The sequence below is a fragment of the Nostocoides sp. genome (assembly GCF_037045025.1).
In the GTDB taxonomy this organism is placed as follows: domain Bacteria; phylum Actinomycetota; class Actinomycetes; order Actinomycetales; family Dermatophilaceae; genus Nostocoides_A.
On sequence record NZ_JBAOHM010000018.1, the window covers coordinates 232,204 to 245,315 of the forward strand.

Sequence of the window (13,112 nt, forward strand, 5' to 3'; positions counted from 1 at the left end):
GTCAGGCGCTTGCAGTTGACGATAGGTCGAGGCTTATTCACGGCGTGGGAATGTAATACAATCGCGACATTCTGATCGGAGCGCCTGACAAAGCCACAGCCCGCTCCAAGAGAAGATTGGGTTACCACACTCAAACCTCCAGATCGGACTGTCGCGAATGTATTTTACCACCGGTTTCACCACGACCCAGATCGACCGTCTGGTCGTCCTGATCCGCGACCTGCAGAACGCGGGATATTCGCTGGCCTACCCGCCGTCGCTGGGGCTGCGGAAGTCGATCATCATCACCCTGACCTATCTGCGGCGAAACCACACCCAAGACGACCTGGCCGACCGGTACGCCACCTCCCAGCCCACGATCTCGCGGACGATCGCCGCGATGACCCCGGTGCTGGCCGACGCCACCGCCGACTGGATCCCGGTCGCGGACGACCTCGACCCCGAGGTCGTGCTGATCATCGACGGAACTCTGCTCCCGTGCTGGTCCTGGGCCGATGCCCCCGACCTCTACTCCGGCAAACACCACACCACCGGTGTCAACGTCCAGGTCGCCGCCACCCTCTCCGGCCGCCTGCTGTGGGTCTCCGATCCCCTTCCCGGGTCCACCCACGACCTGACCGCCCTGCGCGCCAGCGGCCTCCTGGACGGCGGCCGTGCCGCCACGATCATCGCTGACAAAGGCTACATCGGCGCCGGCCTGATTACCCCCATCAAAAAGCCACCCAAGGGAGAACTCACCGACGACCGGAAACAATTCAACAAAGAACTCAACGCGATCCGCGCCACCATCGAACGAACCATCGCCCACCTGAAAACCTGGCGGATCCTCCACACCGACTACCGGCGGCCCTACCACACATTCGCTCAAACCATCACCGCTGTCCTCGGGCTACAATTCCTGAAACTAGCCTCGTGAATAAGCCTCGTCGCTATCGAACTCCGATTCGTTAGAGACGTGCAAGACGTCCTCGGCGTCGTAGAGGACGAGCTGGGAATTGGTTGCACGGTGGCTACTGGATCGGCTTCCGAGCTACAACTCCCCAGAATGGCCAGCAGAAACGCCAGCATAGCCATCCGGCGCACAGCCAGGCTCAGGCATTCGTGCACGACGATTTCCACCCGAAAAAGGCCGGCAAAATCATCCCGTAAGATGCAATAGGTGGAGTTGCTGGTAGACGCCAAGGGGATATACACCGAGGCTTATTCAGGGGGAGGAACGTAATACAAACGCGACATTCTGACCGGAGCGCCTAACAAAGCGACAGCCCGCCCTTAGAGAGAATTGGGTTAGCACACTCAAACACTCCAGAACGGACTGTCGCGAATGTATTCTACCACCGGTTTCACCAGGGGCCAGATCGACCGTCTCGTCATCATGATCCGCGACCTGCAGAACGCAGGATATCCAGTGGCTTACCCACCGTCGCTGGGGCTGCGAAAGTCGATCATCATCACCATGACCTATTTGCGGCGAAACAGCACCCAAGAAGACCTGGCCGACCGGTACGCCACCTCCCAGCCCACGATCTCGCGGACGATCGCCGCGATGACCCCCGCCCTCGCCGACGCCACCGCCGACTGGATCCCGGTCGCGGACGACCTCGACCCCGACGTCCCCCTGATCATCGACGAAACCCTGCTCCCGTGCTGGTCCTGGGCCGACATCCCCGACCTGTACTCCGGCAAACACCACACCACCGGTGTCAACGTCCAAATCGCCGCCACCCTCTCCGGCCGGCTGCTGTGGGTCTCCGATCCCCTTCCCGGGTCCACCCACGACCTGACCGCCCTGCGCACCCACGGAGTCCTCGACACCGAGGACCTCCTCACCATCGTCGCCGACAAAGGCTATATCGGCGCCGGCCTGATCACCCCGATCAAGAAACCACCCGGTGGAGAACTCACCGACGACCGGAAGCAATTCAACAAAGAACTCAACGCGATCCGCGCCACCATCGAACGAACCATCGCGCATTTGAAAACCTGGCGGATCCTCCACACCGACTACCGGCGGCCCTACCACACATTCGCTCAAACCATCACCGCTGTCCTCGGGCTACAATTCCTGAAACTAGCCTCGTGAATAAGCCTCACCGTGCCGTCGACGGTCCCGGAGGGATTACAGTTCTGGTCGAAGGTTTGCTGGTGACCCCAGATCGATCCGATCGATGAGGCTTATTCACGGTGAGGGAATGTAATACAATCGCGACATTCTGACCGGAGCGCCTAACAAAGCGACAGCCCGCTCCAAGAGAAGATTGGGTTTCCACACTCAAACCTCCAGATCGGGCCGTCACGAATGTATTCTACCACCGGTTTCACCAGGGGCCAGATCGACCGTCGCCCCGTTTGGGATGAGCCCAATATCCGGCTCTCAAGGAGGGCTTCCGCGCCTCGATCGGGCTCAGACCATCGGGGAGGTGCTCGTTGGCGTGGACCAGGACTTGTATGGCGTCAACGCCGCGAGGGGCGCCCGGCGCCGGATCACGACGACGGGCGACGTCGGCCAGGCCAGCTGCTCGCCCGGACGGCACGCGCATCGCCTACATACGCTGGTTGGATGGCGCCAAGCCGGACCTGTGGGTCATGAACGCCAACGGACCCGGCCAGGCGCGCGTTTGACCAACACCCCTAAGGTTCGCGAGCGCGCGCCCAGCTGGTCGCCGGACAGCACTCGGCTGGTCTTCGAGCGCCTCATAAGCAGGAACAGCAACTTCAGCCTGGCCGTCGTGCCCGGCGCGGCGGCGACCGTGATCGGTCGAGCGATCACGACGACGAGTGTCCGCTCGGTCAGGCCTACGTCTCGCCGCGGTGGACCTCTCGCAACCAGATCGTGACGAACCGGTTCTGCTTCCAATCCTCCGGCGAAAGCAAGACCCGGATCGCCGTCTACTCCACCAGCGGGCGGCCAATCCAGGCCGTGCCGGCGTCCACCTGGCAGCTTGACGTCGACCCGACCGGCACGAAGGTGGTCTTCCTGGCGGAGGGCACCCCGGTCGTCAAGGTTCTCGACCTCGCCACCGCCAAGATCGCCACTCTGACGCGGAGTACCCAGTGGTCGTGGATGCCGATCTGGTCGCCGGACGGGGCGTCGATCGCGTGGCAGTACAAACACGACACCGACACCGACGTCATGAACCCCGACGGCAGCAGCAAACGTCGGATCTTCCAGAACTGGGACGCCTTCGTCGACACCTACGACTGGCGCGCGACGAACTGACCGCGGATCTGGCGCGAAACGGTTCGGTTCGGCAGCGAGCCGGCTGGTGACGATTCGGCGGCAAGCAGCAGTCGAATCGCCGTGTCGCGGCCGGGTTGTCGGATGCCGGGTCTAGGGTGCGCCGCAGGTGGGTTCTCGCCCGCCTGCGGCCACGCGGCCGCAGCTGCTTCACGGAGGTAGTCATGACCCTGCGCCCCTCGCGTCGCGCGAGCACTCTGCTGCTCGCCGGCCTCACCGCCGCGACGCTGGTCGCGTGCTCGCCACCGAGCAAGGAATCGTCAGGCTCGTCCACATCCGGCGGGTCCGGTGGCGGCGACGCCGCGAGCGCGACCTCGGCCGCCGCACTCGGCGGCCTGGACAAGCTCGTCGAGGCCGCCAAGAAGGAAGGGACGCTCAACGTCATCGCGCTCCCACCCGACTGGGCCAACTACGGCGCGATCATCAAGGCATTCGAGGCGAAGTATGGCGTGAAGGTCGTCTCCGACCAGCCCGACGCCGACAGCGCCACCGAGATCGCGACCGCCGAGCGGCTCAAGGGCCAGTCCAAGGCGCCCGATGTCTTTGACCTCGGCGGGGTCGTCGCCCTCGCCAACACCGACAAATACGCGGCCTACCAGGTCGAGCGCTTCGACGAGATCCCCGCGCAATACAAGGACCCGAACGGGTTGTGGGTCAACGACTATGGCGGCTACATGGCGATCGGCTACGACTCGGCAAAGGTCCCCGCGATCACCAGCGTGGACGATCTGTTGAAGCCCGAGTTCAAGGGCAAGGTCGCGCTGAACGGCGACCCGCTCAAAGCCGCGGCCGGCTTCGCCGGGGTGCAGATGGTCTCGCTCGCCAAGGGCGGCACGCTCGACGACATCACCAAGGCTGTCGATTTCTTCGGCGAGCTGAAGAAGGCCGGCAACCTGATCCCGGTCGACCCCACGTCCGCGACCGTCGAATCCGGTGCTACCCCGGTCGTCATCAACTGGGACTACCTCAACGCCGCCCACACCGCCAAGGTCCCGTCGTGGAAGGTCTGGGTTCCCGACAACGCCATCGTCGCCGGCTACTACTTCCAGGCGATCAACAAGGACGCCCCGCACCCGGCGGCAGCGCGCCTGTGGCAGGAGTTCCTCTATTCCGACGAGGGGCAGAACCTTTGGCTCAACGGCGGCGCCCGGCCGGTCCTGATGGACGCGATGACCAAGGCCGGCACGATCGACACCTCGGCAGCCGACAAGCTGCCCAAGGCGGTTGGCGAGCCGATGGTCTCGACCACCGAGCAGACCGACAAGGCCAAGGCCTACCTCACCGCCAATTGGGCCAAGGCCGTTGGCTGACAACGCCGTTCGCAGGGCTTCGCGCGGCCGTATGCCGGGCGGAGCCCTGCTCGGGGTTCTCCCGTTCTTCGCCTACACGGCGATCTTCCTGCTGATCCCGACCCTGGTCGTCGTCATCGGCGCTTTCCTCGACGGCGACAACCGCCCGACCGTCGGCAACCTGCACGGGCTGACCTCGCCCGACGTCGTGCGGGCGTTGGTCCAGTCCGTGGTGCTGTCGGTCGTGACCGCGCTGATCGGCGCGGTCGTCGGCGGCATCCTCGCGTATGCCGTGAGCACCGCCGCGCCGGCCGGGGTGCTCCGCCGTTTCGTCACCTCGTTGTGCGGGGTCCTCGCGCAGTTCGGTGGAGTGGCGCTCGCGTTCGCGTTCCTCGCCACCTTTGGCTTGACCGGGTTCTTGACCAAGGCCCTGGCCGCCCGCGGGGTCGAGAGCAGTGGCCTGTGGCTTTATGCCTGGGACCGGGGCCTGCTCGCCGTCTATCTCTATTTCCAGATCCCGCTGATGCTCATCGTCTTCCTGCCCGCCGTGGATGGTCTGCGCCCGCAGTGGCGCGAGGCCGCCGAGACGCTCGGGGGGACCACGTGGACCTACTGGCGTCGCGTGGCCGGGCCGATTCTGTTGCCGTCCTTTGTCGGCGCGACGCTGCTGCTGTTCACGAACGCCTTCTCCGCCTATGCCACCGCCGCCGCCTTGATCTCGCAGGGCTCGCCGCTGCTGCCGCTGCAGATCGGCGGGACATTCACCTCCGAAACCGTTCTCGGACAGGAGAACATCGGCAAGGCGATGGCCCTGGAAATGGTGGTCGTCGTCGCGCTGGTGATGGCGGCATACGCGTGGATCGACAAACGCGCCAGCCGGTGGTTGCAGCGATGACCAGGCGTGGGGATGGCCAGGCGGTGGGATGATGAGGTGGCGGCCATGACGGGCCGGCGCGCGGCTGTGCGGCGCAAGCAGGCGTGGTTGCGGCGGGCCGTGCTGAGCGTCGTGCTGGTCTTCTTCCTCACTCCGCTGCTGGGGATGCTCGAGTTCACCACCCGCGACCTCGCGACCGGTGAACGCACCGCCGCGACGTGGCGCACGCTCGTCGACTTCGAGACGATTTCCCAGGAGTACCCCGCGCTGAAGGAGGGTTTTGTCGCCTCGATCGGGCTGGCGATCGTCACGGTGGTCGTCATGCTCGCGTTGCTCGTCCCGACGATGACCTGGGTGCGGCTGCGGCTGCCCGGGCTGACCCGGACCGTCGAGTTCATCTGCCTGCTGCCGCTGACCGTTCCGGCGATCGTCCTGGTCGTCGGGTTGACGCCGGTCTATGCGTGGGTGTCCTACCTGCTCGGGGAGTCCACCCTCTGGCTGGCGCTGGCTTATGTCGTGCTCGTCCTGCCCTATGCCTACCGGGCCCTTGACGCGGGATTGCGCGCGATCGACGTGCGGACGCTCTCCGAGGCCGCGCGGTCACTGGGCGCGGGCTGGCCGACCGTGATGTGGCGGATCGTGCTGCCCAACCTGCGCAGCGCCGTCCTCTCGGCGTCCTTCTTGTCGGTCGCTTTGGTGTTGGGGGAGTTCACGATCGCGAATCTGTTCAACCGCAAGAACCTCCAGGTCGCGATGTTCGAACTCGGCAAGTCCGACGCCCAGATCAGCGTGGCCGTCGGGCTCGCCGCGCTGGTTTTCGCATTCGCGGTGCTCTTTGCCATGTCCTTCGTCGGCAGCGGCCGCGCCGGCACCTCGCCCTTCGCCCGCCTGCGCCGCCCTCGCAAGGAGACCACCCCGTGACCACGCTCGCCCCAGCCAACGCCGGCGTCGCCGTCCAACTCACCGAGCTACGCCGCACCTATGCCGGCGTGAACGCCCTCGACAACCTGACCCTGCACATCGAGCCCGGCGAGTTTGTCGCCCTGCTCGGCCCGTCGGGCTGCGGCAAGACAACCGCCTTGCGCTGCCTGGCGGGGCTGGAGGATCCCGACAGCGGCACGATCACGGTCGCCGGGCGCGATGTGACCGGCATACCGACCAACAAGCGCGACATGGGCATGGTGTTCCAGGCCTATAGTCTCTTCCCGCACATGACCGCCCGGCAAAACGTCGAGTTCGGGCTCGAGCTGCGCGGCCAGGACAAGAGTCGCCGGCGCGCCCGGGCCGGGGAGATGCTCGAGCTGGTCGGACTGGAGCAGCATGCCGACAAGTTCGCTCATCAGATGTCCGGCGGGCAGCAGCAGCGGGTCGCGCTCGCCCGGGCGTTGGCGATCGAGCCGCAGGTGCTGCTGCTCGACGAGCCGCTCTCGGCGCTCGATGCTAAGGTGCGCACCCAACTGCGCGACGAGATCCGACGGATCCAGCAAAGCGTCGGGACGACCACCCTGTTCGTCACCCACGACCAGGAGGAGGCCCTCGCCGTTGCCGACCGAGTCGGGGTGATGAGCGTCGGCCGGTTGGAGCAGATCGCCCCTCCCGCAGAGTTGTATTCCCGGCCGGCCACCCCCTTCGTCGCCGACTTCGTCGGGCTCGCCAACCGGGTGCGCGCCACGAGCGATGGCGAGGCTGCCGACGTGCTGGGCGTGCGCGTCCCGCTGCTGCCCGGATCGGCGACCGGGCCGGCCGTGGTGCTCATCCGGCCCGAGGGGATCCGCATCGAGCGGGCCGCCAGCGGTGCAGCGGACATGGCCGGCGGCGCCGAAGGCGCCAACGCCACCGTGGTCAGCGCCAGCTTTCTCGGGGGCCACGGCCGCGTCGTCACCGAGACCGACGCCGGGGAAAAGGCGGTCGTCCAGGTCGGCAACGCCGAGGTCACCGAATATGCCCCCGGCGAGCGCGTGCGGCTGATCCCGCGCGGTGATGCCGCGCTCGCGGTTGCGCCCTGACCCTGGAGCCTGAGATGCCGTCCGCGCCGCTCGGCCAGATCCGCGAGCCCGCCCGCAGCGTCGACGTCATTCGGCGCACCGACGTCCTCGTCGTCGGCTCCGGACCGGCGGGTCTCGCCGCGGCGCTGGCGGCGGCGAGGGCCGGGGTCGAGGTGACCTTGGTCGAGCGGTTCGGCTGCCTCGGAGGAAACCTCACGGCAGTCGGGGTCGAGGGGATGGCCTGGTATCGGCGGGAGCAGACCGTCGATGCCGGCGGGATCGCCCGCGAGTTCGAGGACCGGGCGGCCGCGATGGGGGCCGCCGTCCCGGAGTCGCAGTCACTGTCCCAGGAGATCGATTCCGAGGGGTTCAAGGTCGTCGCCGACGTGCTGGTCGAGGAGGCCGGGGTTCACCCGATGTTGCACCGGCTGGTCGTCGCGCCGGTCCTGGACGGCGACGCGCTCACCGGCGTGATCACCGAGTCCAAGGCCGGCCGGGAGGCGATCCTCGCCAGGCGGATCATCGACGCCAGCGGCGATGCCGACATTGCCCACCGCGCGGGCGTCCCGACCCGGCTCACCCCGCCCGAGGAGATGCTCGCCGCCTCGGTGATGTTCCACCTGTCCGGGGTGGCCAAACGGGCCTTTCTCGACGGCATACAAGCAGACCCGCAGACGTATGCCGACTGGGCGGGACAGGAGTCGGGCTGGCAGATCGAGACGACGGGTGCCGAGGACGGCCTGTTCTCGCCGTTCTTGGGCAAGCCGTTCGCGCGCGCGATCGAGGCCGGGGTGATCCCGGCCGACCTGACGACGATCGGCGGCACGTGGGGCGCGATCCACGACACCGGCGAGCTGACCTACCTCAACCTCATCCACCTGGAGCACATCGACGGGACCGATCCGGACTCGCTGACCCGCGGCGAGATCGCCGGGCGGCGCCAGGCGCTGCACGCCATCGAGGCGCTGCGCCGCTTCACCCCCGGCTGCGAGCGGGCCCGGCTGCGCAACTTCGGGATGACGATCGGCATCCGCGACACGCGCAAAGTTGCCTGCCGCTATGACCTGACCGAGCAGGATGTCCGCGGGCAGGCGCGTTTCGAGGACACGATCGGGATCTATCCGCAGTTCATCGACGGCTATGGTGTCCTCGTCCTCCCGCTGACCGGCCGCTACTTCCAGCTGCCCTATCGCAACCTGCTACCGCGCGGCGGCAGCCGCGGGCTGCTCGTCGCCGGCCGATCCACCGGCGGTGACCGGATCGCGCACGCGGCCACGCGCAATATGTCTTGCTGCGCCGTCCTCGGCCAAGGCGCCGGCGTCGCCGCGGCGCTCTCGGTCCGCGCCGGGCGCGACCTCGACGACATCGACATCGTCGCCGTCCAGGCCGAACTGACCCGTCAGGGCGTGCGGATTCGCTGAGGCCGGTCATCGGCATGGTCGCTGCGGGCGGGCCTGCCCGGGCAAACCACAATTGCTCAATTGCGCTAAAGTACTGGTGGGACCGCGTGGGGTGGGCAAGAGTGGGACCCTGGGCGAGTTCGCTGCGACGGCCGGCCGCCGCTTGTCATGGCCGACGGTGCATCTGGAAGCTAAACCGGCAGGCCTTCTGGGCGAGTTGGCAGCCCGTCTCCGCTCGGCTACCGACCTGCTCACCGGCAACACACCGCAGAGCGGGCGAACCCAGGCGCGGGTGGCTTAGCCAAAAGGTCAGCGCTAACGTGTTCGGGCTCGGCGCCGGCGTCGAGATCGTTACCGATCCCGACGGCGCGAGATCCCCTGCTGACCACTTCCACGACATCCTTTGTCGATGCGCGACCGCGGCGATCGACCGCGGCGCGGGACTGGTGGTGACCCTCGACGAAATACATAGCGCCGACCCCGATGAGTTACGCGTCGTGGCCGCTGTCCTGCAAGAACATGTCCCCGATAACTGGCCCCTGGTGGTGGCCATCGCGGCACTCCCGTCCCTACGCGCCACCCGCGGAAAGCGGGCGTTGCCCACCTATCTTGAGCGGGCCGAATGGCACGAGCTGGGACCATTGACGCCCGGCGAGACCCGCACCGCCCTCACTGAACCGGCGGCAGGGGCCGGGCGGCCGATGACCACTGCGGCCGCCGAAGCCCTGATCGCCCTGACGGGCGGCTACCCGTACGCGATTCAGGTCGCTGGCCATTTCGCGTGGCGCGCCTCGGCCGGCGCCACCCAGATCACCCTCGAAGCTGCCCACCGGGCAGAACCGCGGATCACCGAGGACCTGGAGCACCTCTTTCGTGGCCGGTGGGACGGAGCCAGCCTCCAGGAACGGGAATACCTACTCGCCATGGCGGCAGCCGAGCAGGAGAAGCCACCCACGGGGCGTGATGTCGCCGAACGCATGTCGAGGTCGACGCCGCAGGTGGCCTACCTACGTGACCGGTTGATCAAGAAGGGCACCATCTACGCCGCGGCCGACGGCACCCTCCACTTCATCACCCCTGGCATGGGCCGCTGGCTACGCCAGCAAGGCGATCAATGACCGTAGACCCTCGGCGCGCCTCGCCCCAGGGCCGAGCCGGGGTGCCGCCGGTTGTCGCTGCTCTCGATTAGGTGCGGCATACGGGCGCTGGTAGCCTTGAGCGGTTGCCGTTGAACCGGCCGCGGATTCAGAGAGCCCCGGTGGACCTGCCCGGGAGCGCCGCGCACACCAAAGGAAAGGACCCGGCCCGCCCATGCCATTGGACGTCGAGACCAAGAAGACCATCATCGCCGAGTACGCCACGACCGAGGGCGACACCGGTTCCCCCGAGGTGCAGATCGCGCTGCTCACCCAGCGAATCAAGGATCTGACCGAGCACGCCCGCGAGCACAAGCACGACCACCACAGCCGTCGTGGCCTGCTGCTGCTCGTCGGCCGGCGCCGGCGCCTGCTGCGCTACCTGGAGACCATCGACATCGAGCGCTACCGTTCCCTGATCAAGCGGCTCGGTCTGCGCCGTTGACCCGGTGACACGAAGCGGTCCTGATCGTCAGGGCCGCTTCTTCGCATGTCCGACAACTGAATAACGAACAACCGCCCGGGCCACAACGACGATGCGCCCGGAGTGAACACCGCAGAAATGGAGGGCCCATGGAGGGTCCAGAAATCACCTTCGCCGAAGCCGTCATCGACAACGGCAGCTTCGGCACCCGCACCGTCCGGTTCGAGACCGGACGCCTCGCCCGCCAGGCGGGCGGGTCGGTGACCGCCTACCTCGACGGCGAGACCACCGTCTTGTCGACCACGACGGCCGGCAAAACCCCGAAAGACCAGTTCGACTTCTTCCCGCTGACCGTCGATGTGGAGGAGCGCATGTACGCCCTCGGCAAGATCCCCGGCAGCTTCTTCCGCCGCGAAGGCCGCCCCAGCACCGAGGCGATCCTGACCTGCCGCCTGATCGACCGGCCGCTGCGCCCGTCCTTCGCCAAGGGTCTGCGCAACGAGGTTCAGATCGTCGAGACGGTCCTGGCGCTCAACCCCGACCACCAGTACGACGTGCTGGCCATCAACGCGGCGTCCGCGTCCACGCAGATTTCCGGGCTGCCGTTCTCCGGTCCCATTGGTGGCGTGCGCGTCGCGCTCATCGAGGGCCAGTGGGTCGCCTTCCCGAACTTCTCCGACGCCGAGCGTTCGACCTTCGACATGGTCGTCGCCGGCCGGATCGTCGCCAAGGACAATGGTGACAGCGATGTCGCGATCATGATGGTCGAGGCCGAGGCCACCGACGCCACCTGGAACCTCGTCAAGAACGAGGGCAAGCAGGCGCCGACCGAAGAGGTCGTCGCCCAGGGTCTCGAGGCCGCCAAGGGCTTCATCAAGGTCCTGTGCGAGGCGCAGAGCCAGCTCGCCGCCGCCGCGGCGAAGCCGGTGGAGGAGTTCCCGCGCTTCCTCGACTACGAAGACGATGCGTATGCCGCCGACTGAGGAGTTCGTCTCCCGCGACGGCAAGCTCGCCCAGATCCTGACGATCGCCGGCAAGCAGGAGCGCGAGGACGCGCTCGATGAGCTGAAGTCCGCGCTGCACCTGCAGCTCGTCGGCACCGCCGACGTCTTCACGGGTGAGGGCGAGGCCGGGCCGTTCACCGGCCGGCAGAAGGAGATCAGCGCGGCATACCGTTCGGTGCAGAAGAAGCTCGTGCGCGAGCGCATCCTGCGCGACAAGGTCCGCATCGACGGCCGCGGCCTGGCCGACATCCGCGCCCTCTCGGCCGAGGTCGAGGTGCTGCCGCGGGTGCACGGTTCCGCGCTCTTCGAGCGTGGCGAGACCCAGATCATGGGCGTGACGACGCTGAACATGCTCCGGATGGAGCAGCAGCTCGACACCCTCTCGCCGGTGACCCGCAAGCGCTACATGCACAACTACAACTTCCCGCCCTACTCGACCGGTGAGACCGGCCGCGTCGGCTAGCCCGAAGCGCCGCGAGATCGGCCACGGCGCGCTCGCCGAGCGCGCCCTGATGCCGGTGCTGCCGACGCGCGAGGAGTTCCCCTACGCGATCCGTCAGGTCTCGGAAGCGTTGGGCTCCAACGGTTCCACGTCGATGGGCTCGGTCTGCGCCTCGACCCTGTCGCTGCTCAACGCCGGTGTGCCACTGCGCGCCCCGGTCGCCGGCATCGCGATGGGCCTGGTGTCGGCGGAGCTCGACGGGCAGGTGTCGTATGCCGCTCTGACCGACATCCTCGGTGCCGAGGACGCCTTCGGTGACATGGACTTCAAGGTCGCCGGCACCCGCGAGTTCGTCACGGCCATTCAGCTCGACACCAAGCTCGATGGCATCCCCGCCGACGTGCTTGCCGGCGCGCTGACCCAGGCCCGCGACGCCCGCCTCTACATCCTCGATGTGATGAACGAGGCCATCGACGGACCGGACGAGATGTCCGAGTTCGCGCCGCGCGTCATCTCGGTCAAGGTCCCGGTCGACAAGATCGGCGAGGTCATCGGCCCGAAGGGCAAGATGATCAACCAGATCCAGGAGGACACCGGCGCCGACATCTCCATCGAGGACGACGGCACCGTCTACATCGGCGCTACCGACGGCCCCTCGGCCGAGGCGGCGCGGGCCGCGATCAACGCGATCGCCAACCCGCAGATGCCCGAGGTCGGCGAGCGCTTCCTGGGCACCGTCGTCAAGACGACGACCTTCGGGGCCTTCGTTTCGTTGCTGCCCGGCAAGGACGGCCTGCTGCACATCTCCGAAGTTCGTAAGCTGGTCGGCGGAAAGCGGATCGACGCCGTCGAGGACGTGCTTTCGATCGGCCAGAAGGTTCAGGTCGAGTTGAAGGAGATCGACCCGCGCGGCAAGCTCTCCCTCGCCGCGGTGCTCCCGGAGGGCGCCGGCGCCCCCGCCGGTGGCGGCGAGTCGGGCGAGGCGGCGGCGGTGACGTCCGACCGGTCTCGTGAGTCCGATGGCAGCGGGGCCGAGAGTGGCGGCGGGCGTGAGGCCAGCGGCGAGGACCGTCCCCGCGAGCGTCGCGAGGGTGGCCGTGGCCGCCGTCGCCGCACCCATCACGGCGACCGCAACGGCGGCGAGCGGGGCGGCTCCGAGGAGGCGTGACCCGCAGGCGGCCAAGCTGAGCAGTCGACGACTGGGCACCCCATCCGAGGGTGCCCAGTCGTTTCCGTCTGCACGGCCGTCCGGTAGCCATATCGCGGATCCGCTTAGGGCTTGTGACGAAATAACTTCGTTTTAGGGGGTTGGGACGGCTA

10 protein-coding genes and 1 pseudogene are annotated in these 13,112 nt (G+C 67.3%); all 11 read left to right on the top strand.

Annotation, left to right across the window (positions count from 1 at the left end):
* Positions 1–157 precede the first annotated feature (157 nt).
* The 11 genes and pseudogenes from V9G19_RS26295 (at position 158) to V9G19_RS26345 (ending at position 12,960) form a co-directional block, all read left to right on the top strand.
* A complete protein-coding gene (locus V9G19_RS26295; protein ID WP_462288340.1) occupies positions 158–916 on the top strand; it encodes a transposase in 759 nt (252 codons plus the stop codon).
* 408 nt (positions 917–1,324) lie between these two features.
* The gene (locus tag V9G19_RS26300) at positions 1,325–2,083 is read left to right on the top strand and encodes a transposase (protein ID WP_462288341.1); all 759 of its coding nucleotides are present in this window, start codon (positions 1,325–1,327) and stop codon (positions 2,081–2,083) included.
* 750 nt (positions 2,084–2,833) lie between these two features.
* Positions 2,834–3,220: a TolB family protein gene (locus V9G19_RS26305; RefSeq protein WP_462288342.1), complete on the top strand. Its 387-nt coding sequence runs from the start codon at positions 2,834–2,836 to the stop codon at positions 3,218–3,220.
* A 182-nt stretch (positions 3,221–3,402) separates the two neighbouring features.
* Positions 3,403–4,548 (top strand): ABC transporter substrate-binding protein, encoded by a 1,146-nt coding sequence (locus V9G19_RS26310; RefSeq protein ID WP_462288343.1) that lies wholly within the window; start codon positions 3,403–3,405, stop codon positions 4,546–4,548.
* A gap of 31 nt (positions 4,549–4,579) precedes the next feature.
* Entirely contained in the window at positions 4,580–5,422 is an 843-nt protein-coding gene (locus tag V9G19_RS26315) for an ABC transporter permease (RefSeq protein WP_462288344.1), read from the top strand.
* A gap of 45 nt (positions 5,423–5,467) precedes the next feature.
* Positions 5,468–6,322, top strand: coding sequence for an ABC transporter permease (locus V9G19_RS26320; protein WP_462288345.1), 855 nt, complete (start codon positions 5,468–5,470; stop codon positions 6,320–6,322).
* Complete coding sequence (locus tag V9G19_RS26325) at positions 6,319–7,407, top strand: ABC transporter ATP-binding protein (protein WP_462288346.1); 1,089 nt, start codon at positions 6,319–6,321, stop codon at positions 7,405–7,407. Before V9G19_RS26320 ends, V9G19_RS26325 begins: the two co-directional genes overlap by 4 nt.
* A 14-nt stretch (positions 7,408–7,421) precedes the next feature.
* Complete coding sequence (locus tag V9G19_RS26330; protein WP_462288347.1) at positions 7,422–8,807, top strand: FAD-dependent oxidoreductase; 1,386 nt, start codon at positions 7,422–7,424, stop codon at positions 8,805–8,807.
* A 299-nt stretch (positions 8,808–9,106) separates the two neighbouring features.
* Positions 9,107–9,904 carry a hypothetical protein gene (locus V9G19_RS26335; protein ID WP_462288348.1) on the top strand — a complete coding sequence of 266 codons (798 nt, stop codon included), beginning with the start codon at positions 9,107–9,109 and terminating at the stop codon, positions 9,902–9,904.
* A gap of 193 nt (positions 9,905–10,097) precedes the next feature.
* The gene (rpsO, locus tag V9G19_RS26340; RefSeq protein WP_462288349.1) at positions 10,098–10,367 is read left to right on the top strand and encodes a 30S ribosomal protein S15; all 270 of its coding nucleotides are present in this window, start codon (positions 10,098–10,100) and stop codon (positions 10,365–10,367) included.
* 128 nt (positions 10,368–10,495) lie between these two features.
* Positions 10,496–12,960, top strand: a pseudogene (locus tag V9G19_RS26345) (polyribonucleotide nucleotidyltransferase).
* Positions 12,961–13,112: the final 152 nt, after the last annotated feature.